This window comes from Thermonema sp. (assembly GCF_026003375.1).
In the GTDB taxonomy this organism is placed as follows: domain Bacteria; phylum Bacteroidota; class Bacteroidia; order Cytophagales; family Thermonemataceae; genus Thermonema; species Thermonema rossianum.
This window is the reverse complement of record NZ_BPHD01000003.1, coordinates 275,348-298,425: the sequence shown is the minus strand read 5'-3', so window position 1 is coordinate 298,425 and position 23,078 is coordinate 275,348. Positions and strand designations below refer to the sequence as shown.

25 protein-coding genes are annotated in these 23,078 nt (G+C 47.7%); 17 read left to right on the top strand and 8 right to left on the bottom strand.

Annotation, left to right across the window (positions count from 1 at the left end; all coding sequences use genetic code 11):
• The first annotated feature begins 98 nt into the window (after positions 1-98).
• Together QVE43_RS10990 and QVE43_RS10985 are read left to right on the top strand one after the other, a co-directional pair.
• A complete protein-coding gene (locus QVE43_RS10990) occupies positions 99-512 on the top strand; it encodes a hypothetical protein (RefSeq protein WP_288007120.1) in 414 nt (137 codons plus the stop codon).
• Complete coding sequence (locus QVE43_RS10985) at positions 457-1,335, top strand: alpha/beta fold hydrolase (protein WP_288007118.1); 879 nt, start codon at positions 457-459, stop codon at positions 1,333-1,335. The genes QVE43_RS10990 and QVE43_RS10985 overlap by 56 nt, the downstream gene beginning before the upstream one ends.
• Here the strand turns inward: QVE43_RS10985 and QVE43_RS10980 are convergent.
• Both QVE43_RS10980 and QVE43_RS10975 read right to left on the bottom strand, forming a co-directional pair.
• Positions 1,310-1,717, bottom strand: a complete 408-nt coding sequence (locus QVE43_RS10980) for a DUF1987 domain-containing protein (protein ID WP_288007116.1) — start codon at positions 1,715-1,717, stop codon at positions 1,310-1,312. The two genes, QVE43_RS10985 and QVE43_RS10980, sit on opposite strands and share 26 nt — an antisense overlap.
• A gap of 65 nt (positions 1,718-1,782) precedes the next feature.
• Positions 1,783-3,162, bottom strand: a complete 1,380-nt coding sequence (locus QVE43_RS10975) for an MATE family efflux transporter (RefSeq protein ID WP_288007114.1) — start codon at positions 3,160-3,162, stop codon at positions 1,783-1,785.
• 205 nt (positions 3,163-3,367) lie between these two features.
• On the opposite strand from QVE43_RS10975, the gene QVE43_RS10970 reads away from it, so the two are divergent.
• Together QVE43_RS10970 and QVE43_RS10965 are read left to right on the top strand one after the other, a co-directional pair.
• Positions 3,368-4,216 carry a hypothetical protein gene (locus QVE43_RS10970; RefSeq protein ID WP_288007112.1) on the top strand — a complete coding sequence of 283 codons (849 nt, stop codon included), beginning with the start codon at positions 3,368-3,370 and terminating at the stop codon, positions 4,214-4,216.
• A gap of 86 nt (positions 4,217-4,302) precedes the next feature.
• Entirely contained in the window at positions 4,303-4,920 is a 618-nt protein-coding gene (locus QVE43_RS10965; RefSeq protein ID WP_288007110.1) for a peroxiredoxin-like family protein, read from the top strand.
• A gap of 81 nt (positions 4,921-5,001) precedes the next feature.
• Here the strand turns inward: QVE43_RS10965 and hppD are convergent, their stop codons facing one another.
• A complete protein-coding gene (gene hppD, locus QVE43_RS10960; RefSeq protein WP_038030064.1) occupies positions 5,002-6,099 on the bottom strand; it encodes a 4-hydroxyphenylpyruvate dioxygenase in 1,098 nt (365 codons plus the stop codon).
• Between the two features lie 179 nt (positions 6,100-6,278).
• On the opposite strand from hppD, the gene QVE43_RS10955 reads away from it, so the two are divergent.
• A complete protein-coding gene (locus tag QVE43_RS10955; protein WP_051633132.1) occupies positions 6,279-6,698 on the top strand; it encodes a hypothetical protein in 420 nt (139 codons plus the stop codon).
• Between the two features lie 81 nt (positions 6,699-6,779).
• On the opposite strand, the gene QVE43_RS10950 is transcribed toward QVE43_RS10955, so the two are convergent.
• Positions 6,780-7,292 carry a 3-hydroxyanthranilate 3,4-dioxygenase gene (locus QVE43_RS10950; protein ID WP_288007107.1) on the bottom strand — a complete coding sequence of 171 codons (513 nt, stop codon included), beginning with the start codon at positions 7,290-7,292 and terminating at the stop codon, positions 6,780-6,782.
• A gap of 145 nt (positions 7,293-7,437) precedes the next feature.
• Here QVE43_RS10950 and QVE43_RS10945 point away from each other — a divergent pair, with 145 nt between their 5' ends.
• Together QVE43_RS10945 and QVE43_RS10940 are read left to right on the top strand one after the other, a co-directional pair.
• Positions 7,438-9,618: a 7TM diverse intracellular signaling domain-containing protein gene (locus tag QVE43_RS10945; RefSeq protein WP_288007105.1), complete on the top strand. Its 2,181-nt coding sequence runs from the start codon at positions 7,438-7,440 to the stop codon at positions 9,616-9,618.
• A 27-nt stretch (positions 9,619-9,645) separates the two neighbouring features.
• Complete coding sequence (locus QVE43_RS10940; RefSeq protein ID WP_288007103.1) at positions 9,646-10,434, top strand: SDR family oxidoreductase; 789 nt, start codon at positions 9,646-9,648, stop codon at positions 10,432-10,434.
• 69 nt (positions 10,435-10,503) lie between these two features.
• On the opposite strand, the gene QVE43_RS10935 is transcribed toward QVE43_RS10940, so the two are convergent.
• Positions 10,504-13,470 (bottom strand): AsmA-like C-terminal region-containing protein, encoded by a 2,967-nt coding sequence (locus tag QVE43_RS10935; RefSeq protein WP_288007101.1) that lies wholly within the window; start codon positions 13,468-13,470, stop codon positions 10,504-10,506.
• Positions 13,471-13,603: 133 nt separating this feature from the next.
• Here QVE43_RS10935 and rfbA point away from each other — a divergent pair, with 133 nt between their 5' ends.
• The 10 genes from rfbA to dapA all read left to right on the top strand — a co-directional run bounded on the left by rfbA (position 13,604) and on the right by dapA (position 20,122).
• Positions 13,604-14,482, top strand: coding sequence for a glucose-1-phosphate thymidylyltransferase RfbA (gene rfbA / locus QVE43_RS10930; protein WP_288007099.1), 879 nt, complete (start codon positions 13,604-13,606; stop codon positions 14,480-14,482).
• 58 nt (positions 14,483-14,540) lie between these two features.
• Positions 14,541-15,437, top strand: a complete 897-nt coding sequence (locus tag QVE43_RS10925) for a M23 family metallopeptidase (RefSeq protein WP_288007098.1) — start codon at positions 14,541-14,543, stop codon at positions 15,435-15,437.
• Positions 15,438-15,470: 33 nt separating this feature from the next.
• Entirely contained in the window at positions 15,471-15,938 is a 468-nt protein-coding gene (locus QVE43_RS10920; protein WP_288007096.1) for a polymer-forming cytoskeletal protein, read from the top strand.
• An 11-nt stretch (positions 15,939-15,949) separates the two neighbouring features.
• Positions 15,950-16,177 (top strand): AtpZ/AtpI family protein, encoded by a 228-nt coding sequence (locus QVE43_RS10915; RefSeq protein WP_288007094.1) that lies wholly within the window; start codon positions 15,950-15,952, stop codon positions 16,175-16,177.
• Complete coding sequence (locus QVE43_RS10910; RefSeq protein ID WP_288007092.1) at positions 16,174-16,548, top strand: hypothetical protein; 375 nt, start codon at positions 16,174-16,176, stop codon at positions 16,546-16,548. The genes QVE43_RS10915 and QVE43_RS10910 overlap by 4 nt, the downstream gene beginning before the upstream one ends.
• A 15-nt stretch (positions 16,549-16,563) precedes the next feature.
• Positions 16,564-17,685, top strand: a complete 1,122-nt coding sequence (gene atpB, locus QVE43_RS10905; protein WP_288007091.1) for a F0F1 ATP synthase subunit A — start codon at positions 16,564-16,566, stop codon at positions 17,683-17,685.
• Positions 17,686-17,734: 49 nt separating this feature from the next.
• Complete coding sequence (atpE, locus tag QVE43_RS10900; protein ID WP_288007089.1) at positions 17,735-17,983, top strand: ATP synthase F0 subunit C; 249 nt, start codon at positions 17,735-17,737, stop codon at positions 17,981-17,983.
• A gap of 119 nt (positions 17,984-18,102) precedes the next feature.
• Positions 18,103-18,597, top strand: a complete 495-nt coding sequence (locus QVE43_RS10895) for a F0F1 ATP synthase subunit B (protein ID WP_038030074.1) — start codon at positions 18,103-18,105, stop codon at positions 18,595-18,597.
• 1 nt (position 18,598) lies between these two features.
• Positions 18,599-19,141: an ATP synthase F1 subunit delta gene (gene atpH, locus QVE43_RS10890; protein WP_288007086.1), complete on the top strand. Its 543-nt coding sequence runs from the start codon at positions 18,599-18,601 to the stop codon at positions 19,139-19,141.
• A gap of 99 nt (positions 19,142-19,240) precedes the next feature.
• Positions 19,241-20,122 (top strand): 4-hydroxy-tetrahydrodipicolinate synthase, encoded by an 882-nt coding sequence (dapA, locus tag QVE43_RS10885; protein WP_288007084.1) that lies wholly within the window; start codon positions 19,241-19,243, stop codon positions 20,120-20,122.
• Here the strand turns inward: dapA and bshB1 are convergent.
• The 3 genes from bshB1 to trxB all read right to left on the bottom strand — a co-directional run bounded on the left by bshB1 (position 20,102) and on the right by trxB (position 22,997).
• Positions 20,102-20,860 (bottom strand): bacillithiol biosynthesis deacetylase BshB1, encoded by a 759-nt coding sequence (gene bshB1 / locus QVE43_RS10880; protein ID WP_288007082.1) that lies wholly within the window; start codon positions 20,858-20,860, stop codon positions 20,102-20,104. The two genes, dapA and bshB1, sit on opposite strands and share 21 nt — an antisense overlap.
• 15 nt (positions 20,861-20,875) lie before the next feature.
• On the bottom strand, positions 20,876-21,892 hold the full coding sequence (locus QVE43_RS10875) for a M23 family metallopeptidase (protein WP_288007080.1): 1,017 nt from the start codon (positions 21,890-21,892) through the stop codon (positions 20,876-20,878).
• Positions 21,893-22,046: 154 nt separating this feature from the next.
• Positions 22,047-22,997, bottom strand: a complete 951-nt coding sequence (gene trxB / locus QVE43_RS10870) for a thioredoxin-disulfide reductase (RefSeq protein ID WP_288007078.1) — start codon at positions 22,995-22,997, stop codon at positions 22,047-22,049.
• Positions 22,998-23,078 lie beyond the last annotated feature (81 nt).

The following is a 23,078-nucleotide window of genomic DNA, read 5'->3' as shown; positions in this document are numbered from 1 at the left end:
AAGGCACCTCATAAGGGTGCCTTTTCTTTTTTAAAAGCAAAACTAAGTCTTCTACTTTTTCGTTTGTAAGTAATAGTAAAGCAATTCAGCATACATTCATGACGCGGCTATTTTTTATTCTGCTTTGGCTTTTATTGGTTTCTGCTTCTTGCGTACAAGCTCAAAAGGTGTATCCTCATCAATTGTGGGGCAGTTGGGAAGAAATAACAACAGCGGCACAAGCAGCCAGCGACTTGCAAAGCATAGTGAGTTTTCAAAAGGATGGCACTTACCGCCTGCAAGTAGGCAACGTAGTAGGCGAAGGCAAGTGGCGCTTGATACGCCGCAAGCAACGCATCAAAGTGAAGCGTTTTCATTACATTGGCACACACACCCAAAATCAAGAGCCGCCTTATGATTTTGAGCTCGGTGTGCAGATGCCCAACGACTCCACCTTAGTGCTTACAAGGAAACGCCATGGCAAAACGTATCAAGCAACTTACAGGCGCCGCCGGCCTGCTACTATTGATTAGTGTGTTTTTTCTCGAAAGCTGTATGCAATTTAGAGTACCGGACAAAGAACTCAAGCGTCAATTCAGTAAGCGGGGCATTCCGCTGCAAATCAACTATACGCAAGCCGGTGAATACCTCTTGCGCAGTGTTGTTGTAGGTGACACCTCCCTCCCGCCTGTCTTCTGCGTGCATGGCTCGCCCGGCTCTTCCCGCGACTTTTTGTCTTATACGCAAGACACTGCTTTGCTTGACAAAGTATGCTTTGTATTGATAGACCGCCCCGGTTATGGTTACTCTTCTTTTCATCTGCCCCCACCCTCTATTGACTACCAAGCCCGCCTGTTACTTCCCCTCTTACAACAAGCTGCCCAAAAACACAAAGCCCTTGTGGTAGGCTATTCCTATGGCGGACCTATTGCTGCCCGGCTGGCTATGCTTGCCCCCACGCACGTGCAGGCACTGATATTGGCAGCACCTGCCCTGGATCCCGACAATGAGAAGTTTTTTTGGTTTAACCGCCCGCTGGAACATATCCGCCGGATACTGCCCACGGCACTCGAGCATGCACAAATAGAAAAAATGCGACATGTGGAAGACCTGTGGCAAATACAAGACGGATGGCAGGCTATTCAATGCCCGGTCACTCTGATTCACGGTAAAGCGGACAAGATAGTACCGGACAACAGCCGGTTCGTTAAGGAAAAATTGGGGCATGTGCCCCTACAACTCATCACGCCCGACGATATAGGGCATCTGTTTGTGTTTAAAAAACCGGTGTACCTGAAAAATGCCATTTTGCATTACGTAACCTCCCCGGCTACTCCACCGGCGGAATCGGAATGATGGAAAACTGCAGTTGACTGATACGGCGAAAGTCTTCCCCTAAAAGACGCATGTCTTCGTCGTCTTCTTCATAATACCAATTCACCGATACATCAAATCCTGCTTGATTAATCTTGCGCAGCCGCCGCAACATCTCGGCAATGTACATCGATGAGCTGGTGTTGCAATAGGTAATGTTAAAAGAAGCAATGGTTTTTGGACGTGGCTGTTTGCTGTACTCATCTATCCACTGCAACAAAGGCGCAAAAAACTCATGAGTGTTCTCAGGAATAGCCACCCCTTCTATTTCTATTTTTCCTAAGCCGGCATCCAACAACACCCGAGGTGTCAGTTCCGTGCTATCTATTTGCAGTTTACTCACCGTATGTTTATTTACATCCATAAAATCCTTTTCATTAAGCAAGCATGATTAAATATAAGAAAGATTCAGAAATAAAAGTATAAGGATTAAACTTTATTTGCTCTTTTCTTCCGCACGGCCAATAAAAGATAGAACCTAACACACAAAAAAACAGCAGCCAAGGTAAGCCCTACAAGCAGGCCTATCCACACGCCCCATGCCCCCATTTGCTTGTAAATACCCAAGTAATAAGCCACAGGAAGCGCTACCACCCAATAGGCAATAAGTGTGGCTATGGTTGGATAGAGCACATCTTGCAAACCACGTAAAATACCCAGACTCACCGCCTGAATGCCATCGGAGAGCTGGAAAAAAGCGGCAATTAAAAGTAAATCCACAGCTACAGCCAGCACTTCGACTTCACGCGTATAAAGTGAGGCTAAAAAGTCCGGGAACAGCCAAAAGAGCACGCCCCCGCCGGTCATCACCACAATGGCTGTCAACAGGGCTGCCGTACCGGCACGTGCCACACGGTGCCATTGGCGACGCCCCAGGGCATTGCCCACACGTATAGCACCGGCAGCGGCAATACCCGTAGAAATCATATAGGTTATGCTGGCCATATTCAAGGCAATCTGATGGGCAGCCAGCTGTGTGTCGTTGACCCATCCTATCATAATGGCTGCCAAAGCGAAGGTAGCTACTTCGAAGAAATGTTGCAGGCCTGTACCTAAGCCCTTGGTCACGATACGCAAACACGCTTGGCGGCAGGCTTTCATCTGCACCTGATGGCGCTTAAGAAAGGCAAAGGCAGGCAGGCGCAGCAAAAAGAAGAACAAGATAAAGGTCATAGCCCAGCGCACCCCCCAGGTAGCCCAAGCAGCCCCGGCAAGCCCCAATGCAGGCAACCCCCAATGGCCAAATATCAACAGGTAATTCAAAAAAATATTCAACAGCAAGCCCACCAAAGTAGCATACATCGACAAATGAGGCATAGCCATGCCGTCAGTAAAATGGCGCAGGCATAAAAACCAGTACATGGGGAATAAAGAACTCAACAAAATGGTCATGTATTCGCGCGATAAGGCAGTCACTTCCGGCGATTGCCCCAGCTTGTCAAAATGCCAAATCACTACCCCCATGACACTGCCCAGCACCAACGCACAGGCAGTGGCAGCCCAAAAGCCCCCCACCAACAATGCTTTCAGGTTTTGTGGTATGCGCCGGGCTTGTGCTTCGGCTATCATGGGCGACAAGATATTGAGCAGGCCAATACCCAGGATGGCTATTAAAAAAAAGACGGCATTGCTTACTCCTCCTGCTGCCAGAGCTTCTTTACCCACCCGGCCAATCATGGCGGTATCGACCACCCCCATCAATACGATGCCCAGCTGCCCCACAATAATAGGAATGCTTAAACGCACCGTAGCGATAAAGTCAAAATAAAGAATATGGTTTGGGCGTTTGTCTTTTGTTCCGCTTGCCATACAGTCTCCTGCTTAACTATTTCAGGCTCGCAAGTTAGTGGTAAAATTCCTTTTGAAGGCAGTAAGGCTGCCTTTTTCTTGCCGTGCGCCTGCATATGGCTTTGAAATAACGACCTATTGCTTCTTGCTGCACAAGTATTTGTTTTGACAGTGCATATTTATTTTTTATGATTGTAGAAAAACTTTTGAAATTGGCTTTCCTTATATGACTCCCCACTTCGAAATCATAGAATCTGTGCCGCCCGCCGCGCTTCATACGCTGTTGCCCGGCATACAGCCCCTGAAAGACATTCCATCACAAGGCAACTTCTCGTTAATTTTAGCTCAAAACGCCGAACACCAAACTGTGGCTTTCAGCTTGTTGCATCACTTGTCTGCTGCCGGAGGCAAAGCGCGCATTTTACGCCTACATGCACATGAACAATATTATTCGCTTTTTCCTGCACTGATAGAACAAAGTGAATGGTTGGCTAAGAAGCACCGACATAACAAACTACTGTTTCTGCTTTCTGATGCAATCCCGGAATTTTCGCTCATCAAACAAGCGCTTCTTCATCGTCTGTGGACGCTTCCCGCCCGCGCTTTGAGCTGGGGCATTGTACCTAAAAAACAGCTGTTGCAAGCTTCCTGGATGCAAAGGAAGCCACATGGCACAAACCCGCTGCGTTTACAACTATGGAACGAGCTTCCGCAAGACATCCGGGATAAAATCAACACACTTAGCAGTAAGGTTTTGGCACTGGCACCGCCACTTCCTATTGACCCTGCACACAGTTTTGCCATCTACCACCATGACACCCCCTTCGGCTGGTGCCTCACTCAGCGCCTGCGCGACAATACACTCCTGATAATATCGCTTCGTGTCAAGCGAGCCCATCCTTTTTTGTTTTCCTTATTGGCACAACATCTGCACGAAAGCCACGACATAGAAGAAGTGGCGTACTATTACCCTCTATCCGGTGCTCCAAGCATTCGTTTCTTTGAAAAACGCTTACGCCCCATTTCGCGTGAGGCTCACCGTTTGTACTTGAGTATGAAATCCCTGCATGCCTGAACATGGTTTCTGCCAATGTCAGCATGCTGACATTACAATTGCCGGCAAAGTGTGTTCTTTAAGGTGAAATTAAACCCAAAGAAACCATGATGGAAAAAGTATTTCTATTTGGCAGCCTGCTGCTTTTCATAGCAGCCGTTCAAGGATGGGCACAAGCCGGCAAAGCCGATGAGGTATGCCCCATTTTAGTAGGCGAAACCATTCCCGACGTAAAAGTACACACCGTAGAAGGCAATGCCGTACGCCTTTTGGACTTGGTCAAGGAAAAGCCTGCCGTTATCATCTTCTACCGCGGCGGATGGTGCCCTTATTGCAACCGCCATTTGGCTGAACTGCGCAAAGTAGAAGACGCTTTACTCAAAAAAGGCTATCAAATTTTGGCTATCAGCCCCGATTCACCGGCATCCATCAAACAAACATTGGAAAAGCAGAAACTCAACTACACCCTGCTTTCAGACAGTAAGCTGGAAGCCATTCATGCTTTCGGTCTGTCGTTCCGCCTCGACCCCGAAACACTTAAAAAATATGCCACCTACGGCATTGACTTGGTAGAAGCATCCGGCGGCACCAATGAAGACATACTACCCACCCCTGCTGCTTTTGTGGTAGATAAAAAAGGCGTGGTACGCTTTGCGTATGTCAACCCAAACTACAAAGAGCGTATCAAAGCCGAAACGCTCATGGCGGTCATAGATACCTTGTAAACATAGTTCGTCCATGCAAAAAAGCTGCCCTTTTCATTCAGGGCAGCTTTTTTATTAACTGTTGTTCCGGCAAAAGTTCGCTTACAAATTACCACGGCGCGCCTGCTCTCGCTCAATGGCTTCAAACAAAGCTTTAAAGTTGCCTTTACCAAAGGAAGTAGCCCCCTTGCGTTGAATAATCTCGTAGAACAAAGTGGGGCGGTCTTCCACCGGCTTGGTGAATATCTGCAACAGGTACCCTTCGTCGTCGCGGTCAACCAGGATATTCAACTCCTTCAGCTTTTCCACATCTTCATCTATGTTGCCCACACGCTCTTTCAAATCCTCGTAATAGGTTTCGGGCACATAGAGAAACTCTACCCCACGGCGGCGCAGCTCACTGACAGTATGCACGATGTCGTCAGTAGCTACGGCAATATGTTGCACACCCGGACCATGATAAAATTCCAGATATTCTTCTATTTGCGACTTGCGCTTTCCTTCTGCCGGTTCGTTTATAGGGAATTTGATATAACCGGTTCCATTAGAAACCACCTTTGACATCAAAGCCGAATATTCGGTAGAAATATCCTTGTCGTCGAAGGTAACCAGCAGTTTAAAGCCCATCACGTCTTGATAGAAGCGCACCCATTCGTTCATTTTGCCCAGCTCTACATTACCCACACAGTGATCTACATATTTCAAGCCGATGGGCTCCGACTTCACGGGGCTTTCCCATTTCTGATAGCCGGGCATGAAGGGACCGCGATAGTTTTTGCGCTCTACGAAGGTGTGTATGGTGTCACCATAGGTATGAATAGAAGCCACCTTCACTTCGCCGTATTCGTCGGTCAGTGTTTTAGGCTCACCGGCAGAACGCGCCCCCCGTTTCATCGTTTCATAATAAGCCATCTCGGCGTCATCGACCCACAAAGCCAAGACCTTCACGCCGTCGCCATGCAATTTCACATGCTCGCTGATTTCAGAAAAAGGATCTAAGGAAGCCGTCAGAACAAGGCGTATTTTTCCCTGCTCCAACACATAAGAGGCGCGGTCACGCACACCGGTTTCGGGACCGGCATAAGCCACCAGCTGAAAGCCGAAGGCTACCTGATAAAAGTAGGCGGCTTGCTTGGCATTGCCTACGTAGAACTCAATATGATCGGTACCGTTGATAGGAAGAAAATCTTGCTCTGCCATAGTTTTTTCCGTTTTGAATATGGTGATGAAATGCTTTCTTTTTCATACAAATTTACACATACGCCCCGGTAAAACAAAAAAGATTCTTAGCAAAGTGTAATTCTATAAACCTCAAATTGTTCGTATCTTTGCAACATCGCTCAATTAGTTATTTTTTAAACCCAAACAGAGGCCTCCCTATGTCTATCGATTATTCAGCCATAAATCAATTACTCATACACATCATTGAGCAACGCAGGAAGCTAAGCACACTTAACTACGACGACCCCAAATATGACGACCTGGAGGAAGAACTTCATGATATGGAAGATGAGTTCACCGAAGAATATGGGGACTTCCTGGAAGATATTTTGGTAGATGTGCACGAAGAGGTTTGTCCGGAAGTGGAAGTGTTTGCCCCGGTTTCATATATTCCCCGTGAGGTATTGGTAGAAAAGAAAGGCAAACAGCAGCACTTCATCAGCCCCTACGGACAAGGCGTGTGGATTGAGCGTGACCATGAGGGGAAAGAAGCTTATTTGGTTATGCTGCCCAACCCCTTGCGCATTGAGCTGGTGCACTCACCCGATGAACGCCGCACGGTGTGGCAAGAAAAATAATTTACTTGTTTTATAATATTTCCCACCTATGGCAAGCCGGATGAAGCTTAATATTTCATCCGGCTTTTGATTACGGCGCCATCAAGGCAGCTCCAATACTGAACCGCAATTGCGGCATTTGTGTAGCTCCTTGTTTTCTTTAAATGCCTTGAAGACTTCCGGCAGTTGTTTTTCTATGTCTTCAAGTTTCAGGTACACCTCATGCAGCTTTTCATGGCAGTTATCACAGTACCAAATGAAGCCATCGGTTTGCTCCGGGCGGCGGCGCTCTTCGATGACCAAGCCCACCGTGCCGGCCGGGCGCTGCGGTGAATGCGGAGTACGGCGGTTGAGCATGTAAATCTCCCCTTCCCGGATGGGGATGTCGCGAAACTCGCCATCTTCAACGACCTTCAACACAATATCGCCCTTAATCTGATAGAAAAATTCCGGACCTTCGTTGAAGTGGTAGTCTTTGCGGGCATTGGGACCTGCCACCACCATTACAATGAAGTCGCCATCAGGATAAATCTCTTTATTACCCACCGGCGGCTTCAATACCTCCTTGTGGGCTTCTACCCATTGCATCAGATTGACAACGTTCATCTTTGCCATAGCTAATTGCTTTTAGTTTTAAAACGCTTCAAGTTATACCTTTTATAGTTTTTTTTTCATAAATTCAATACTTTTCCTACATAAACACAATTTCATCGCAATTAATTTCTATATTTTGAAAGCTTGGCAACTCTAAAATATGCTTATGATGCAACGCACTTTACTCTTCTCCCTGCTTTTCTTTACATTTTGCTTCGGGAGTCACGCCCGGCAAGAAACAGTGGCTACCCTCCGGGATGACAGCCGCACCATGGATGTCAGCAGTTACTTTTCTTATTGGATAGACGAAAGCGGACACGCCTCTTTAGAGGATGTTATGCAAGCCAACCAAAAGGGGCAATTTCAAAAACATACAAAAAAGGTTATCAACTTGGGCTTTCTAAACAAGCCCGTATGGCTTAAACTGCAATTGAGCAACCAAGCACAACGCACCAAGGAGTGGCTGCTGGAGTTGAACTATCCGCTGTTGGACAGCGTCACGCTTTACCGGCAGGACGAAGCCGGACGTTGGTTGTCCGAAACCATTGGTGACCAAGTCCCCTTCGCCCGGCGTGAAATACATTTTCGCAATCCCACTTTTCCCTTGTATTTATACGACAACAGCCGTGTCTATACCATTTATATCCGTGTGAAAACCAGCAGCTCGGTGCAGCTACCTGCTAAAATATACACTTCCAATGCATTCCAAGAATACACCATTAAAAGCGACTTGGCATTCGGCTTTTTCTATGGTTGCATGTTGGTCATGCTTTTTTATAACCTGTTACTTTTCGCGGCATTACGCAACCTCAACTATGCCTACTATTGTGTGTATGTCATTGGTTACACGCTGGCACAAGCAGGCTTGCAAGGGCATGGTTTTCAATACCTTTGGCCCAATAGTTTGTTTTGGACGAACGTATCCATTCCCGTATTGATTTCTTTGGGGCTAATAGGAGCAGTACTTTTTGCCAATCGCTTTCTTTACACCAAACGCTATGCCCCACGCATGAGAATCGTGCTCTGGGTGCTCTTTGGCATCAATGTATTGGACATTCCCCTCAGCTTTTTCTTGCCCTACCAAACTATGATTAAACCGGTGGTTTTAAGTATCATTGTGGACTCCGTGATCATTATCGCCGCCGGTATTGCGGTTTATCGCGCAGGAAACAAAGCCGCGCAGTATTTTATTATTGCTTGGTTGGCTTTCTTGCTGGGGCTTATCGCTACGGCATCGGAGGCTTTTGGTTTGCTGCCACGTACTTTCATCTTCCACTACGGGCACCTGTTTGGGGCAGTCATAGAAGTGGTGTTCTTGTCACTTGCCTTGGCTGACCGCATCAACGTCATTCGCAAACAACGCGAAGAAGCACAGGCGCGTGCTTTGGCTATGGCTCAAGAAAATGAGCGCATCATACGAGAACAAAATATCATATTGGAACAGAAGGTGCGTGAGCGAACGGCCGAACTCCAACAAAAACAAGAGGAAATACTCACTCAAAACGAAGAACTGCAACAACAAAGGGAAGAGATTCTTGCGCAAAGGGACTTTATCGAACGGCAAAACCAAGAGTTGCAGGCTATCAATGAGCACCTGAACAAAAGCATTCAATATGGCGACCGTATTCAGCGTGCCATGTTGCCTTCCAAAGAAGAAATCCTTCAATATGTACGTGACTTCTTTGTTATTTATTTGCCGCGCGACGTGGTGTCCGGCGATTTTTACTGGTTCAACGAACAAGAAGGACATCTGTTTTTTGCCGCCGTTGACTGTACGGGACACGGGGTGCCCGGTGCCTTCATGTCTATGATAGGCAACACACTGCTCGACGAAATCATCAATGAAAAACATCTTTACAATCCCGCCTTCATATTGGAGGCTTTAAATGATGCCGTTTTTAAAGCGCTGCGACAAGATGAAACGGGCAATGCCGACGGCATGGATGTGGCACTCTGCCGTATAGACAAAATAGATGAAGAGACTTTTGAACTGACCTTTGCCGGCGCACGCCGCCCGGCTTATGTGGTCAAAGATGGTACCTTGGTAGAACTGAAGGGCAACCGCCGCGGGATTGGTGGCACCATGAGCCAAAAGCTGGAGCAGTTCGAAAACCATCAGTTGATACTTCATGCCAACGATTGCATTTACATTGGCAGCGACGGCTTCACCGATGCAGCCAACCCCGAACGGGAGAAGTTCGGCACCAAACGTTTAAAAACACTGCTGCAGCTCTACTACAAAGAGTCCATGGAGCGGCAGCGCCAATACTTGATAGAAGAGTTGGAAAACTTCACCAAGGGCACGCCCATGCGCGACGATGTGCTGCTGATGGGCATCAGGCTGTAAATTTTTCTACTTTTGAAAGAAAAAAACATGCTCAACATTGATCTACAAGGGCGAACGGCACTCATTGGTGGCGCAAGCCGGGGAATTGGGCGTGCCTGTGCCGAAGTGTTGGCACAAGCAGGCGCACGCCTCATTTTACTGTCACGCAACCCAACCGACCTGCAAGCCTTGAAAGCAAGCCTGCCCCATGCCGGGCAGCACCATATTCTGGCAGTGGACTTATCCGATGCAGCGCAAAGCAGCCAAGCGCTGCAAACACTGCTTCAAACAGAAAAGCTGGATGTGCACATATGGGTAAACAACAGCGGAGGACCTGCCCCGGGACCTGCTCATACTGCCTCTGCTGATGCTTATCGCCAAGCCTTCGAGCAACATGTGGTGGCTTCTCAAATGATACTGCAGGTGCTACTGCCTTCCATGCGCAAACACCAATACGGGCGCATTATCAATATTATCTCGACCTCGGTCAGAGAGCCCATTCCTAACCTGGGCGTATCGAACACCATACGTGCGGCCGTAGCCAACTGGGCAAAGACACTCTCACGCGAGCTGGCACCTTGGGGCATTACTGTCAATAACATTTTGCCCGGCTTTACACAAACCGAGCGTTTGGCACAAATCATTCAAAAACGCGCCGAGCAGGCAGGCTGCACTTTCGACGAAATGGCACGGCAGCTAAGTGCACAGGTACCGGCCGGCCGCTTTGCCCGCCCCGAAGAGATCGCCTATGCCGTGGCTTTTCTTGCATCGCCACTGGCTTCTTATATCAACGGTGTATACTTGGCAATAGACGGCGGACGTCTGCATTCTGCATAAGCTGAAAAAACTCAAGGGGCGCCAATGATGGGTGCCCCCTTAGCTTTTCTGCACACAGGCAATCAAGTTCTATGGGAACTTAATGGGCAACTTGTCCTTCACTTTATCTTTCAACTTATCTTTTGCCTTGTCGGCTTCTTCTTTTACCTTTTCTTTCACTTCTTCCTTCACCTTCTCAGCTTCTTCTTTTACTTGCTGCTCCACTTCTTCTTTTTTCTCTTCTACTGCCTGTTGGATGGCTTCTTTCTGCTTTTGCAATTCTTCTTTAGCCACTTCTTTCACCTCTTCCTTGGCTGTGCCGCGCGGTTTTACTTTTATCTTCGGTTTGTCGTAAGTGCCTTCTATTTCCACGTCGAACAGCAGACGATCGCCACTTAGCGCATTGGTGCCCGTCAGCTGATTGACAGCCCCTTGAACGGCTTGCCCTGCGGCGCCTGCCGGCACATCCATTGCCAGGGTAAAGTCGAGACTACCATCAAAACCGTTGCTGCCACTCACCGTTATCACGCGGTCGCCACTTTTCACTACAAAAGGCTCATAATTGACGCGCCCCTTGTCTATTTTGATTTTCATGATGACATCCTGCAGGCTCATGGGGGCTAAGTCTTTCATTTTGGTCAGGCTGCTGATTTTAGACAGCACCGGTGTATCCTGCAGTGCGGCTTGCACTATGGCTATCAAGCCGCCCCCACTCAATGTTTCAAATTTGGGCATAAGATCGCTGCCCAACACGCCGGCCAGGCGCAAGTCAGAAGAGAAGGTCCCCTGCATGGCAGCAGCCAAGGGCGCCATGCGCTGCACCGTTACAATGCTTTTGTATGCTTCGGGGATTTGTATGTTGGCTACTTTCATTGCAAAATCAAAAAATGGCTTATAAGGGTCGGAAGTATCGTACACACCACTCAGCAGCAATTGCCCACCCAAGGTATGGGTACTTACATTTTCGAACACCACCTTGCCTTCACGCATAATGATTTTGCCTACCAGGTCTTTCAAAAGCAAGTTATCATAAACCACTTCTTGTATTTTGGCATCGAACACAAAATCGAGGTTTTTAGGAATGGCAATGGCTGCCAAATCTACCGTATCGGCTCCGGCAGCTGCAGCCGTGCCGGTTGTTTCTGCTGCTTCTTCTTCCGTCATCCACTCGTTCACATCAAAATGCTTGGATTCCATATGCATCTTGCCACGCAACACAGCATCGTGAAAGGTGTAAGCCATATAATTGGCAATGGTACCTACCAATCGGAAGTCGGACTTGCCGGCGCTGCCGGTCATTTGCTCTACAATAATTTCGCGGGGCGAAATGCGGGCTGCCGCCTGTTGTATGCGTACCTCCGGCATGTCGCTTGTCATATAGCGAAAGTCTGTCATGCGTGCATAGCCCGAAAAATCGAGTTGGTCATATTTTTCTTGTTCAATCAAAGCCATATTGCCTTTTGCATGCAGGTCGGCGTCTATTTTACCGGCCAGCTGCATGCCTTCCAAGGGGTAGAGGCGTGTTAACTTTTCAAGGTCGGCTTTGCCTTTGGCATTGACGTCAAAGTTCACTTTATCGAAATCTTGAATGAGGGCACTCACTTCTATTGGCTCACCATCGAAGAGCATGGTAAACTGCCGGAGGTGGAAAGTAGAGCCGGGCAATGAGCCATCGCTTTGCAGGGTGGCAGTCAAGTTCAGCTTTTCCAAAGGCTTAGGCACTTCGGCAGTCTTTATATAACCGTCTGCAAGGCTCATCTGCGCATTTACCACGGGCATTTGCCGGTCATTGTAGGTGCCTTCTACCTTGGCATCCAGCGAAAAGGAGCCTTTCAACTGCATGCCCTCCATGGGAAATATAGTTGCCATATCGGCTAAGTTCAAACGAGCCTTTGCATCTACATACATGTCTATGGATTCGAGCCCCCGGAAATTGGCGCGCATGTCTATGGGGTTTTTGCCCAAATCCATATGGAAGCGCTTCAGGTCGAGCAGCGTATTCTCAAGATTTCCATCCGGGTTTTCCAGCTCTACATTCAGCTGCACGTTCTTCACTTCCGCAGGCATACCGGGGTACTGAAAATGGCCGTCTTTCACTTCCAATCGCAAGCCAAACCCCGGCATCTGCACCGCATTGTATGTGCCTTTTACCACGCCTTCGAACTGAACACTACCCGATGCCTTCAAGTCATTGAAAGAAGAGGAATAAACACCCGGCACCAACGAAAGCAGCTGTTTGAAGTCCGTTTCCGGAGCGTTGTATTTTAAATCCAACACAATATTGGTATCGGGCATGACAATGCTTCCCTCAAAATGCAAAGGGAACTCGTTTATTTTCAGAATATTGTCTTTGAAAGTGTAGCGGCTTTGCGCCAAATCCATACCCATGGTGATGTTGGCACTTACTTTCTTATTGCTTATATACTCCACACCGTCATAGGCAACGGAAGTAGCCGCTATTTCGGTTTGTGTAATCATATCGAACACATCGGCCTGCAAGTTGCCCGAACCGGTATGATTGACCCCCGTCAAACGCACATATACCGGCAGGCTGCGGTCGTCATAAACGATATAGCCGTTTTCGATGCGCCATTCGTCAATAGCCAAAGAAAGAGGTGCTGCCTCTTCCTCTTGAAGCGTATCGGCCGGCTGTTCCAGGAAAATATCCCAATTGGCTTGGCCTTCTGCGTTGACCAGGGCGTGAATGCGTGGTTCAATGAGTTGCACCGAGCGTATTTTCATTTCATCGCCAAAGAGCACACTCCACAGATCAAGGCTTAAGCGAAACGAACGCACCGATAAGAGCGTATCGCCGGCAAAGGGGGCACGGTTCACTACCCCAAAGTCATCCAAACGGGCATTCAGGTGCGGGAAATCCCGCAACAGACTCACCGAAAAATTATCGGTATCGAAAAACACATCAGCAGCCACATATTGTGCTATCTGCTTACGCACGGCTGCTTGTATGTTGTCTTTAAAGACCAGCGGAATCAGTGCTATGCAAAGTGCCAACACAAGCAACAAAGCACCGGCGGCAATGAGGATTTTCTTTTTCATAAGTACCGTGATTTAGAAAGTGATTTTGTTAAGCTAAAGTAATACATTTTTTTGAGCTTAAAGCGGTTTGCGTTATATTTACCTGTCTAAAAAGCAAAAGGGCACCATTTTACACACATGTAAGTAGTATCCCATGAAAGGAATCATTTTAGCCGGCGGTTCAGGTACCCGCCTCTACCCTATTACACAAGGCATTAGCAAACAACTGATGCCCATTTACGATAAACCAATGATCTACTACCCGCTTTCTACTTTGATGATGGCGGGCATTCGCGATATATTGATTATTTCCACCCCTCAGGACCTGCCCCGCTTCGAACAGCTGCTGGGCGACGGCAGCCGCATCGGTTGCCATTTTCAATATGCCGTGCAAGAGCGCCCCGAAGGCTTGGCGCAAGCTTTCATCATTGGCGAGTCCTTCATAGGCAACGATAAAGTAGCCCTTATTTTGGGCGACAACATATTCTATGGTTCGGGCTTGTCACAAACGCTTAAGTCTTGCAATGACCCGGAAGGGGGCATCATCTTTGCCTACCACGTGCAAGACCCCGAACGTTACGGCGTGGTTACTTTCGACAAAGACATGCGCGTGCTTTCCATTGAAGAGAAGCCCCAAAAGCCCAAGTCCAACTACGCCGTGCCCGGTATCTATTTTTACGACAACCGGGTGATAGACATAGCCAAGGCGCTCAAGCCCTCGCCCCGTGGCGAATACGAAATTACGGACGTAAACAAAGCCTACCTTGAAATGGGCGCCCTGACAGTGAAGGTAATGAACCGTGGCACGGCTTGGCTCGATACAGGCACCTTCCAATCGCTTATGCAAGCCTCTTTGTTTGTGCAGGTGATAGAAGAGCGCCAAGGGCTCAAGATAGGATGCATCGAAGAGGTGGCTTACCGCAATGGCTTTATCGATGCCGAACAACTGGAGCGTATAGCCCAGCCGTTACTAAAAAGCGGATATGGACAGTATTTGTTGCAAATCTTACAACAAGAAAAAATCCACCAATAAACCCGCCTCCGGGCTTTTCGTATAAAAAGCAAGGCGGTTGCGAGACGGATACAAACGCATGAGAAAGAAAAAAGAAACACTTTACACTTGGCTGACCCACCCCTATCGCCTGGTGATGCGGGATGAAGAGCGACTGGCTGATTATAAATCCTATCCCATCACGCGGGCGAAGATACTGGCCATTACGGTGCCACTCATACTATTGGTGTTTGTGGGAGGCTTTTGGCTGTCTTCCTATCTGCACGAGCATGGCAGCTTTGGCAAGCAGGAAACCCAAACCGTCAAGCGTGAGCTTATTCAGCTTTATCAAACCATCGACTCTTTGGAGATGGCACTTCAGTACAATGAGCAGTACATACAAACCCTTCACCAAGTCATCCGTGGCGACGTAGCACCCTGGAAAGAAGAAGCAGAAAAAGCCCGGGCCGGTAAGAGCGAAGAGGTAAAGATAGCGCAGACCGACAGCATAGACTTGGATTATGTTTCCGAAGCAGAGCTGGCATTGCGTAGCGAATATGAACAAGAAGCCGATCAAGCAAACGCTACTACTTATTATCAAGTGGCAAACCAAGCAGGCAGTGCCTCTATAGGTATTTTGTTTCCCCCCTTGCAAGGCATCGTTTCCGGACGTTTCAGCATGGAACAAAAGCATTATGGCATTGACATAGTGGCCACAGCCAATGCCCCCATTCATAGCATTGCCGACGGGACTGTCATCTTCGCCGGATGGACCGACGAAACGGGCAACGTCATTGCCATACAACACAGTGGCAACTTGATTTCTGTTTATAAACACAATGCCAAATTGCTCAAGCAGGTAGGCGACATCGTAAGCTCCGGCGAAGCCATTGCCATTATCGGTAATACAGGAAAGTATAGCACAGGACCACATCTCCATTTTGAGCTCTGGCTCAAGGGAAATCCTGTAAATCCTGAACAGTTGATTGCATTTTAGTTGTAAGTGGAAAAATATTAAACAGGAAGAATTATGTTCATGGCCGTATTTAGTAGCACTCCCAGCAAAGGGAACGAACCGCAAGACCTTCATGCCAACACCCATATTGGTGCCGGCACACATTTTACCGGCAATGTAGAGGCTTCGGGCAACATACGTATTGACGGGCGCGTAACCGGCGACGTCATCAGCAAAGCGAAGATAGTAACCGGTACCAAGTCCATTGTGCAGGGCAATGTGGTTGCCGAAAATATGGAGGTAGAAGGCGAAATTATTGGCAAGGTAGTAGTCGCTGATACACTGGTGCTCAAAAGCACCGCACAAATTACCGGTGACATCTACACGCGCAAGCTCATCATAGAAGCGGGCGCCGTCTTTACCGGTACCTGCTCCATGGGCGATGAAAAGATCATCAAAGAAGCACGCAGCAGCATTGTAAAAGATATGCCCAAAGACAACACCTCTTTGCCTAAAGAGCAAGTTAAGGTAGAAACTAAATAAGCCCCAACGCTTTGTCAAAGAACGAAAAAAAACCCCGCTCCAAGCCACTGCACGATTATATACGCTATAGTGGCTTGGGCATTCAAATGCTGGCAACCATAGGCATCTTTTTGTGGATAGGTATGCAAATAGACCGGAAGCTCTCATGGGAGTTCCCGGTATTTACCATTATCTTTGTGCTGATAGGAATCATCGGTTCTATCATCTCTCTGATAAAAAACCTCTCCCAAGACTCATGAAACAATCGTGGAAAACTTCTCTGGCATTAAGTCTTTTTGCTGCCGCCTTTTTCCTGCTGGGCGAGCACTATCAATGGAGCTGGTTACCTGCCGAAAAATGGTGGATTTTGATTTTTATACTGGCTATTTCACTGCTTAGCGCTCTTTTACACAGCTTAGGCGTAAAAGAAAGCGACCCCCATACTTTACAAAAGGCCTTTTTCACCAGTCTCACCCTGCGCATGTTCTTGTCGCTTGCTTTCATAGGCATTTTTCTGTGGCAAGGTGTCAGCCGGCCCTTCCACTTCGTAGTCCTCTTCTTTGTCTTATACTTTCTATTCGTTGGATTTGAAATTTACCATCTATTGACTAACTTGCGAGCCGATTCTTAAATATACGGATAAACCATGAAATCAATCAAGGCTATACTTCTGATTTTCATTGCTTTGTTGGGCTTGCAGCTGTCTGCCTATGCCAATCCGCAACCGGAAGAAGAGTTCAATGCAGGTGAGACCATCTTCCACCACTTAAGCAACTCTCATGAATGGCACCTCTTCTCCATTGGCGACACACACGTAAGCATCCCTTTGCCTGTTATCTTATATACCCCCAATGGTTTAGACGTATTTCTGTCGAGTGAGTTCCATCATGGGAAAGTTACCGAAGAAGGCATTATGCTGGAAAGAGGAAAAAACACTTATATTATAGAGCATGACCATATCAAATTAGCCGGTCACGCAGAAGCTGCAGTCTATGATTTTTCTATTACCAAGAACGTAGCCTCCATGTTCTTGAGCGTGGTGCTGCTCTTTATTATCTTTGGAAAGGTGGCAAAGTCTTACCAAACCGACAAGCCGCAAGCGCCCAAAGGACTTGCCGGGCTTGTAGAGCCGGTGATTCTCTTCGTACGCGATGAGATTGCCGTTCCTGCCATCGGCAAAGATAAGTATGAGCGTTTCATGCCTTACTTGCTGACTGTCTTTTTCTATATCTGGATTAACAACCTGCTTGGCTTGTTGCCCGGTGCTGCCAACCTGACCGGCAACATCACCATCACAGCCACTCTTGCCGGCTTCACTTTGGTGATGATTCTTTTCAATGGCAACAAAAACTACTGGGGACACATATTTGCGCCTCCGGTGCCTACTTGGCTCTACCCTATCATGGTTCCCATTGAGATAGTAGGTATTTTCACCAAACCCTTTGCCTTGGCTATCCGTTTGTTTGCCAACATTACCGCCGGCCATATCGTTATCTTGAGCCTCCTTTCTCTTATCTTCATATTCAAAAGCTTTGCCGTAGCGCCTATCAGTGTGGGCTTTGCCCTCTTTATCAATGGCTTGGAGTTGCTGGTGGCGTTTATTCAGGCATTCGTATTTACGCTGCTTAGTGCCCTCTTTATCGGGCAAGCCGTAGAAGAGCATCACCACGAAGAGCACGAAGCGCACCACCCTGCACATGAAGAAGCCAATCATGCAGAGAAGCCCGCACAGGCAGAAATAAAAGAAGAGGTGGCTGTAACGGCTTAATGCCATAAAACTAAAACAAAGGCTTTCATTCACTTAAACAATAAAAACTATGTTAGCAACTCTGATTGTATTCTTGTTGGAAGGTCTGGTAGGTTTGGGCGCCGGCTTGGGTGCCGGTGTAGTAGCCTTGGGCGCCGGTTTGGGTATCGGTCGCATTGGTGGTCAAGCTATGGACGCCATTGCACGTCAGCCCGAAGCCGCAGCTAAGGTGCAAACCGCTATGATTATTTCTGCTGCTCTTATCGAGGGTGTAGCCCTCTTTGGTGCAGTAGTGTGCTTGTTGCTGGCACTTTCCTAGTTATCAGGTATGGCAAAGCTCCCTGAACCGCGCTTGGCGGCAGGGGCTTTGCCTCCTTTCTTGCTTAGTCTAACAGATTTTAGATATACCCTGATTACCATTTAAAACACAAACGAACTATGCAACTGCTTACCCCTGAACTCGGTTTGTTTTTCTGGCAGCTCGTCACTTTCCTCTTGGTGGTATTCCTGCTTACCAAATATGCATGGAAGCCCATCTTACAAGGCATCAAGAAGCGTGAAGAGGAAATCACTCACGCCTTGGCTGCTGCCGAAAAAGCACGCGAAGAGATGCAGCGTATCTCTGCCGAGAACGAAAAGCTGCTTCAAGAAGCACGTATTGAAAAAGACCAAATCCTGAAAAAAGCACAAGAGACTGCCCGTCAGTTGGTGGATGAAGCAAAAGAAAACGCCAAGAAAGAAGCTAACCGCATGATTGAAGATGCCCGCCGCATCATTGAATCAGAGAAAAATGCGGCATTGAGCGAAATCAAAGCTCAAATAGCTACGCTTTCTGTACAAGTAGCCGAACGTATTCTTAAAAATCAACTCTCAGAAGAAGCCAAGCAAAAGGCTTATATCGAAGAGTTATTGAAAGATATTAAACTAAACTAAGATGTCTGCACAACGAGTCGCCAAACGCTATGCCCAAGCGCTGCTGGATTTGGCAGTGGAACACAACGCGCTGGAAGCTGTCTATCACGACATGGAAGCCGTTGAGCAGTTCCTCAAGCAAAATCCTAAGGTAGAAGCCATTTTAAACAACCCCATTATTTATAGCTACAAGAAACTGGCTATATTAAAAGCCCTTTTCGAGAAACATGTGCACCCGCTTACGCTTAGATTCATAGAGGCACTCTCGAAGCGCAACCGCGAAAACATTCTTTTCGAGGTAGCCATTGCCTTTGAAAGCTTATATGAAGAGCGGCAAGGAATTCAGCGGGCACATGTGCAATCGGCAGTAGCTCTGGACAACAGCCTGAAAGCGGCTATAACCGACCTGGTAGCCAAAGCATCCAACAAAAAACAAGTGCGTTTGTTCGAGCAGATCAACCCCGAGCTTATCGGTGGTTTTGTGTTGCGTATCGATGACACACAGCTGGATGCTTCGGTACGTAGCAAGCTACGCCAAATAGAAATGGAATTGACCCACGCCTAATCTAAGGCTTCACATACTTTGATTTTTTTAATTAAATTGCCATATGCAACACCCGCTTGCATATGGTTTTTTTGTTTGAACCCCTAAAAAATATTTCCTATGAAAACACTTCACGGTGTTGGTGTGGCATTGGTCACGCCCATGCATGCCGATGGCAGCATTGATTGGAACGCTTATCAGCGTCTTTTAGACCATACCCACCAAATAGGTGTTGACTACTGGGTGGTACAAGGCACAACCGGCGAATCGCCCACCATCACTACCGAAGAAAAAGCACGTTTGCTTCAAATAGCGAAAGAACACCCCGCCCAAAAGCCTGTTGTATTTGGCATAGGCGGCAACAACACACGGGCGGTCATTCAGCAAATAAAGAATACTGACCTAAGTGGCGTCAGTGCCATACTGTCGGTATGCCCTTATTACAATAAGCCTTCACAAGAAGGTTTGTATCGCCATTTTATGGAAATAGCAGAACAGAGCCCTGTACCGGTGATTCTTTACAACGTACCGGGGCGCACCGGATGCAACCTGCAAGCAGCAACCACCCTGCGACTGGCACAGCATCCCAATATTGTGGCTATCAAAGAAGCTTCGGGGGACTTGATGCAAATCATGCAAATAGCCGTAGAACGTCCCAAAGGCTTTTTACTTCTTTCCGGCGATGACTTGCTCACCCCTGCCATGATAGCCGTAGGTGCCGAAGGGGTTATTTCCGTCATGGCCAATGCCTTTGCCCTATTCAACGATATGATTCACGCAGCACTTCAAGGGGAAAGAGAGAAAGTACAGCACGCTTTGCGTCCATTGTTGGGCATCAATGACTTGCTTTATAAAGAAGGGAACCCCGTAGGAATAAAGTGCGTGCTTAAACACATGGGCATTTGTGAAGAGCATGTGCGCCTGCCATTGGCTGCCGCGTCCGAGGGGCTGTCAAAAGCAATAAAAGAAGCCTTACAGAAACTAAGCCTTCCGGCGAAGTAAGAGAGGCAGCGAAGACACGGCAAGAGGCTTGGAAGCAACCAACCCTTCGCCATAATCTACCCCAATAAAGTGCCCCATTTCCTTGCCTCTTGCTTCTATCCGCTCCATAAACCAAGGGGTAGAGATATAAGTTTCCGGCTCGTCGTCTCCTTGCCGTTCCGATATGCCGGGCACATAAAACTGCGAAGCAAAAGCAGCAATAGCCCGTTTTTTTATTTCCCAAAAACCGGATACATCCACAACCAAAGCCGGTTGTATAAACTCATCTTGTATTACGTGAAACACTTCTTTGGGGCGCCATGCTTCTTGCTGCTGTCCTTCCCGGTAAGTAACAATACGCCGCAAGCCGGCATAAAAACAGGCTTCTTTGACCAACTGGGCTGCTCTGCCATGATCCGGATGGCGGTCATGCAAGGCATTGGTAATGACAAGCTCGGGCTTGTAATGGCGAACGACTTCTATAACCCGCAATGTGGCCATATAGTCCAAACGGAAGAAAGCATCGGCCAGGCGCAGATTTTCCCTTGCCACCACGCCCAAGATGCGGGCTGCCTGCCCGGCTTCCTTTATGCGCAGGTCGGCATTGCCGCGTGACCCCATCTCGCCGGCAGTGAGGTCTACCATTGCCACACGGTAGCCTTGTGCCACATGGGCCGCAATGATGCCGCCACACGACAACTCGGCATCATCGGGATGTGCCATAATCACCAATATATCGACTTTCTGAATGCTTCCCATACTCATTTTCATGTGTTATCGAATGCGCAAGCGCTGCCCCGGGCGTATAATGCTTCTTGGTCCTAAGCCATTTATTTTCATCAAATAAGAAACAGACACGCCATAGCGGCGGGCAATATGACTGAGTGTATCGCCGGAGCGGACTATATACCAAACCTGCTGCTTGACAGTAGCACCCAAATGGCGAAAATGCTGGGGGAGCAGATAAAACCATTCCCCTTTGATAGACTTGCTCGGCGAAGTATGAAAGTCAAAGATCTCCTCCGGATTGAAAGAGTTGCCGGCATAACGAAACTCAAAATGCAAATGTGGACCGGTACTTCGCCCTGTGGAACCACCCAGCCCTATCACATCGCCTGCTTTTACTTCTTGCCCTACCTTGCATAGTATTTTACTCATATGCCCGTAGAGTGTTTCCAAACCATTATAATGGCGCAATACCACATGGTATCCATAGCCCCTGTCATAGCGGGCAATACGCACAATTCCGTCGAAGGTGGCATAAATAGGGTCACCCACACGCAGAGCCAAGTCGGTGCCATGATGAAAACGCCCCCATCGATACCCAAAGGAAGAGGTCTTCCAGTAGGAATCCAAAGGCGGAAACCAATAGTGCTGCCGGGTACTGTCGTATAAGTGAATGGGGATAGTATCCTTAAAAGTAGAGGGGTCTATTTTATAAGGGTTGATATACTCCGAGCTCCAAATAGAATAATACTCAGCTGCTTTTACCCATACACAATCTATCTTTAAAAACTCTGATACCTGCACCAAAGCCGGCTCTTCATATTTCAATGAATTGGTATCTTCATTCACCACCGACAAGGCACGTGACGGCACAAAGCTGGTATCTTTGCTTGCAGCCTTATCGTCGGCAGGCTGTTCATTTTTATTTACTTTCGAAGAATCCTGTTTTTGATTTACCGGCGGCTTCACCGTCAATTTGTCTTGTTTTACCGGCTCTTCTTGTGCCCATACCGTCCCACACAGCCCAAAGCTCAAACAAAACAACCAAACGATACGTAACAGCATGTTTTTGCTTTTATTTTGAAAAATTGAGTGCCCCCCTTTACACTCTTTCATTCAATGCATAAAAAAGACAGGAGAGCATGCAACTGCAAAGGTAGCTAAAAAGATGCAGTATTGCACCTCTCCTATCGGACAGCTTATGTGATAAAAGGTTGTTTTATTTGCTTTCTGCCATCACCTCTTTTTCAGCCAAATAACGTTCGGCATCCAAAGCAGCCATGCAGCCGGTGCCGGCAGCAGTCACCGCCTGGCGATAGATTTTATCTTGTACATCACCACAAGCAAAGACACCGGGTATATTGGTTCGTGTGCTCCCTTTTTCTGTGATAAGATAGCCGGCCTCATCCATATCCAACTGTCCTACAAACAAGTCGGTATTGGGTTTGTGCCCAATAGCCACAAAAAAGCCTTGTATTTTCAGCTCTTTCGTTTCGCCCGTTTTGGTGTTGCGCAAACGAACGCCTTCTACTTCTTGCTCGCCCAAAATTTCCTCCGTCACATGGTTCCACAAAATCTCGATATTGGGTGTATTCAACACTCTTTGCTGCATGATTTTGGATGCGCGCATTTCATCGCGGCGCACAATCATATACACTTTGTTGCATATTTTAGACAAATAACTTGCCTCTTCACAGGCGGTATCGCCCCCACCTACTACTGCCACATCCATGCCGCGGAAAAAGAAACCATCACAAACGGCACAAGCAGATACCCCCTTACCATTGAGGCGTTGCTCCGATTCCAGCCCCAACCACTTGGCAGAAGCACCGGTGGCAATAATGACGGTATCGGCTTCCCACTCGGTGCCGTCTTCGGCTTTGGCATAGTGCTTTCCGCCTTCTTTATTAAAACGCACTTCCACTATCATGCCGGTGCGAATATCTGTGTTGAAACGCGCGGCTTGGCGTTCAAAATCCATCATCATTTGAGGTCCTTGCACACCATCAGGATAGCCCGGGTAGTTTTCCACTTCGGTAGTGATGGTCAGCTGGCCGCCGGGCTGTGAACCTTTATATAAAACGGGCTTCATGCCGGCACGTGCGGCATAAATAGCGGCTGTATAACCGGCAGGTCCTGAGCCAATGATAAGACACTTGGTGTATTCCATACGTTTCTTCTTTTTGATTTATTTGAAAAACTCTTTTTCATAACACAAAAAAAATCAAAAAAGGTCAGGCATAAAAAAACA